The organism is Neisseria sp. P0021.S005, from assembly GCF_051956955.1.
Window position 1 is genome coordinate 1 of record NZ_JBQCWY010000334.1, and the last position, 3,296, is coordinate 3,296.

The window sequence follows — 3,296 nt, forward strand, 5'->3', positions numbered from 1 at the left end:
GTTGCACCGCTGCCGAGCTTGATCCTGAAATCAAAAATGCCGAAAGCCACCGCGCCCAAGCATTGCGTGAACTATTAAGAAAAATCGAATCCTTATAAATCAATAATAGGCCGTCTGAAAACCTGAAACGTTTTTTTAGATGTTCTAAATCCAACAAATAATGAAAGAAATCCATGTCCCCTAAGCAAATCCTGATTGTCGCCATCCGCTTGGTCGTTTTAATCGGCATCGTACAAACACTTGGCGGCATTGCTACCATATTCGCACAGTCAGAAAGCATGTATGACAGCAAACAAATTCCGCCCGTACTGATGTTCTACGGCTTGTATTTAATTGCATGGTTGCTGCTATGGTGTTTCCCTGCCACCATTGCCAACCGCCTATTGCCCGAACATCTGCAAACCGTACAGGAAGCCCCAAAACACCCTGCACCATGGCTGACGACCGGTATTGTATTAATAGGCATATATACTGTTTTCCAAGCCATCCCCGACCTAATTTACCAGTTCTCTCTCTATCTTTTTGTACAGTCTATCGCTATCGACACACACACATCTGTTTGGGCGAATCTCGGCGCACAAAACCAAGCTGGTATACTTGCTAACATCGCGCAGCTTTTTATCGGCATTTTTCTGCTATTCGGCGCACCCAAACTCTCGTCTTGGATACGCAAAAGACTTTAATACATAAAAACAACAGGCCGTCTGAAACCTTCAGACGGCCTACCTCACATTCATTCCCATGCCCAAACCCTCACCTGAAGAATTGGCAGCCTTTGCAAAACACGTCGCTGCCTTCATCCCAACCATACCTGACGAACTTCTGCAACTCATTGACAGTCAAGAAACTGCTATCGTCTTTTTAGGCAAACCAAGCTGTTCATACTGTCGCCGTTTTGTTGCAAAACTGTCTACCGTTTCCTTAAACAAACAGCTTACCATCCACTTTACCGACAGCAGCAACAAAGCAGCTTTAAAAACTTTTCGTGAACAACACGGCATCCAAACTGTTCCCGCTCTACTCAAAATCTCACAAGGCAAAATAAAAGCCGTCTGCAATTCCAAATTATCAGAAGAAGAAATTGAAGCCTTTTTGAGCGCTTAGACTTCGCAAATTTCCTACTGATTACTTTCCCAGCCGACATTTCAGTTAAAATAATGGCCTAAAAATTTCAGACGGCCTTGAGCCTCAACACATACCATGACCCAAATCACTTTCCAACGCCCTGGCCAGCTAACCGCCCTACCTCCTTTATCACTCTATATCCATATTCCTTGGTGCATCAAAAAATGCCCGTATTGCGACTTCAATTCCCACAGCCTGAAAAACGGCCTGCCGGAAGAAGCCTATATCGATGCCCTATTAACCGACCTGCAGCTTGAATTGCCCAATATTTGGGGCAGACCAGTGGAAACCATATTTTTCGGCGGCGGCACACCCAGCCTGTTTCAAGCAGAATCGATTGACCGTTTATTAAGCGGCGTGCGTTCGCTGTTGCGCTTGCAACCCGAAGCGGAAATTACTTTAGAAGCGAACCCGGGCACATTTGAAATTGAGAAGTTTCAAGGGTTTAAAGACGCAGGCATTACGCGCCTGTCTATCGGTGTGCAGAGTTTTAACGACGATATGCTTGCTCGATTAGGACGCGTTCACAATGGCAAAGAAGCCCTGACAGCTATTGATACTGCATTGAAATTATTTGATAAAGTCAATATCGATTTGATGTATGCCCTGCCAAACCAAACGGTTCAGACGGCCTTAAACGATGTGCAAACGGCTATCGCAACAGGCGTATCTCATATCAGCGCATATCATCTGACAATGGAACCGAACACGCCTTTTGGTCATACGCCGCCCAAAGGATTGCCACAAGATGAAGCAGCATTGGATATTGAAGATGCCGTACACGGCGCATTGGAAAGCGCAGGCTTTATCCACTATGAAACATCGGCTTTTGCAAAACCTGCCATGCAGTGCCGCCATAATTTGAACTATTGGCAGTTCGGCGATTACTTAGGGATAGGCGCGGGTGCGCACGGCAAAATTTCCTATCCCGACCGTATCGAGCGAACTGTCCGCCGTCGCCATCCCAACGACTATCTTGCCGCCATGCAGAGCAATCCGCATGAAGCAGTCGAACGCAAAACTGTTGCTGCCGAAGACCTTCCATTCGAATTCATGATGAACGCCCTACGCCTGACCGACGGCGTACCTGCCGCAATGCTGCAAGAACGTACCGGTGTACCCACTGCAAAAATCATGGCACAAATCGAAACCGCCAGACAAAAAGGCCTGCTTGAATCAGACCCGACTGTGTTCCGCCCAACCGAGCAAGGCCGTTTGTTCTTAAACGATTTGTTACAGTGTTTTTTATAAATGCGGTTTTACAACAGCTAAAACATTTTTAGATTTGCTTAATTTTCCACAAGAAAATACAATCAGAATAATTGTTGGGGTAGGTGCTCATGTGGCTGTTAATCATGCTTCAACAAAAGTTGAGACAGCTAATTCATATCATGAACGTAAAGAAACTAAAACCGGCATGGGTGTAATGGCTGGTGTAAGCTACGAAGTAACTCCTAACGTTGCTTTGGACGCTGGCTATCACTATAACCATTAGGGCAAGATTAATAACGTTAAGTTCCATACTCACGAAGTATCTGCCGGTGTACGCGTAAAATTCTAATATTTGAATACTTGACATGAAGCAATCATTGCTTCAAATATCAAGTAACAAAAGGCCGTCTGAAACCTATTTCTCAGGATTTCAGACGGCCTTTAAGTTGTTTAAATATGTCTAACTTTTTGCTGCTTTTACTTTTGCTGCAAACCACAGTGCCGCAGCCGTTCCTGCCATATCGGCAATGCCATCCGCGATCGAACCTTGGCGCGTAGTAGTCAGAAATGCCTGAGCCAGCTCGCTGCCTACTGCGAATAATAAGGCGGCAAACAGAATGCCTTTATAGGGAATATTCCTATTGTCTTGAATAAATATTTTTGCGCACAGCCATGCCTGACCGAAGAAAAGTCCAAAATGGCCGACTTTATCAAAATGGGGAAATGGTGGAGCGCTATTGCCGCCCTCTTTGAAAAGTAAGGCATAAATGGCGGCGGCAAACCAGATAAAGGCAGCGGCAGTGAATTTGTTTAATGGTAAGGCTTTCATTTGTCGGCCTCTTCATCCAACCATGTTTGGCAGATATCTGCCAAGCGGACAAATTTCCCACCCCGCGCCTTCAAAATATCACGCCATTGTGCCACTTCTTCTGCATCCGGGGCATCTTCAATACTGCATT

General features: G+C 45.5%; 6 protein-coding genes. 5 read left to right on the plus strand and 1 reads right to left on the minus strand.

Annotation, left to right across the window (positions count from 1 at the left end):
• From ACTHUE_RS13705 to ACTHUE_RS13725, 5 genes are all read left to right on the plus strand, one after another.
• A partial coding sequence (locus ACTHUE_RS13705; protein ID WP_440423747.1) for a non-canonical purine NTP pyrophosphatase occupies positions 1 to 98 on the plus strand: 98 nt, incomplete at its 5' end.
• Positions 99 to 173: 75 nt separating this feature from the next.
• Positions 174 to 683 carry a hypothetical protein gene (locus ACTHUE_RS13710; protein WP_070646892.1) on the plus strand — a complete coding sequence of 170 codons (510 nt, stop codon included), beginning with the start codon at positions 174 to 176 and terminating at the stop codon, positions 681 to 683.
• A gap of 58 nt (positions 684 to 741) precedes the next feature.
• A complete protein-coding gene (locus tag ACTHUE_RS13715; RefSeq protein ID WP_219088634.1) occupies positions 742 to 1,104 on the plus strand; it encodes a thioredoxin family protein in 363 nt (120 codons plus the stop codon).
• A 96-nt stretch (positions 1,105 to 1,200) separates the two neighbouring features.
• The gene (gene hemW, locus ACTHUE_RS13720; protein WP_107792063.1) at positions 1,201 to 2,376 is read left to right on the plus strand and encodes a radical SAM family heme chaperone HemW; all 1,176 of its coding nucleotides are present in this window, start codon (positions 1,201 to 1,203) and stop codon (positions 2,374 to 2,376) included.
• A gap of 34 nt (positions 2,377 to 2,410) precedes the next feature.
• Positions 2,411 to 2,620 (plus strand): opacity family porin, encoded by a 210-nt coding sequence (locus ACTHUE_RS13725; RefSeq protein WP_413231325.1) that lies wholly within the window; start codon positions 2,411 to 2,413, stop codon positions 2,618 to 2,620.
• Between the two features lie 177 nt (positions 2,621 to 2,797).
• Here the strand turns inward: ACTHUE_RS13725 and ACTHUE_RS13730 are convergent, their stop codons facing one another.
• Positions 2,798 to 3,166, minus strand: coding sequence for a VanZ family protein (locus ACTHUE_RS13730; protein WP_049359781.1), 369 nt, complete (start codon positions 3,164 to 3,166; stop codon positions 2,798 to 2,800).
• Positions 3,167 to 3,296: the final 130 nt, after the last annotated feature.

Coding starts and splice junctions, on each gene's coding strand:
- ACTHUE_RS13710 (WP_070646892.1), top strand. CDS start 174: ATGTCCCCTAAGCAAATCCTGATTGTCGCCATCCGCTTGGTCGTTTTA.
- ACTHUE_RS13715 (WP_219088634.1), top strand. CDS start 742: ATGCCCAAACCCTCACCTGAAGAATTGGCAGCCTTTGCAAAACACGTC.
- hemW (WP_107792063.1), top strand. CDS start 1,201: ATGACCCAAATCACTTTCCAACGCCCTGGCCAGCTAACCGCCCTACCT.
- ACTHUE_RS13730 (WP_049359781.1), bottom strand. CDS start 3,166: ATGAAAGCCTTACCATTAAACAAATTCACTGCCGCTGCCTTTATCTGG.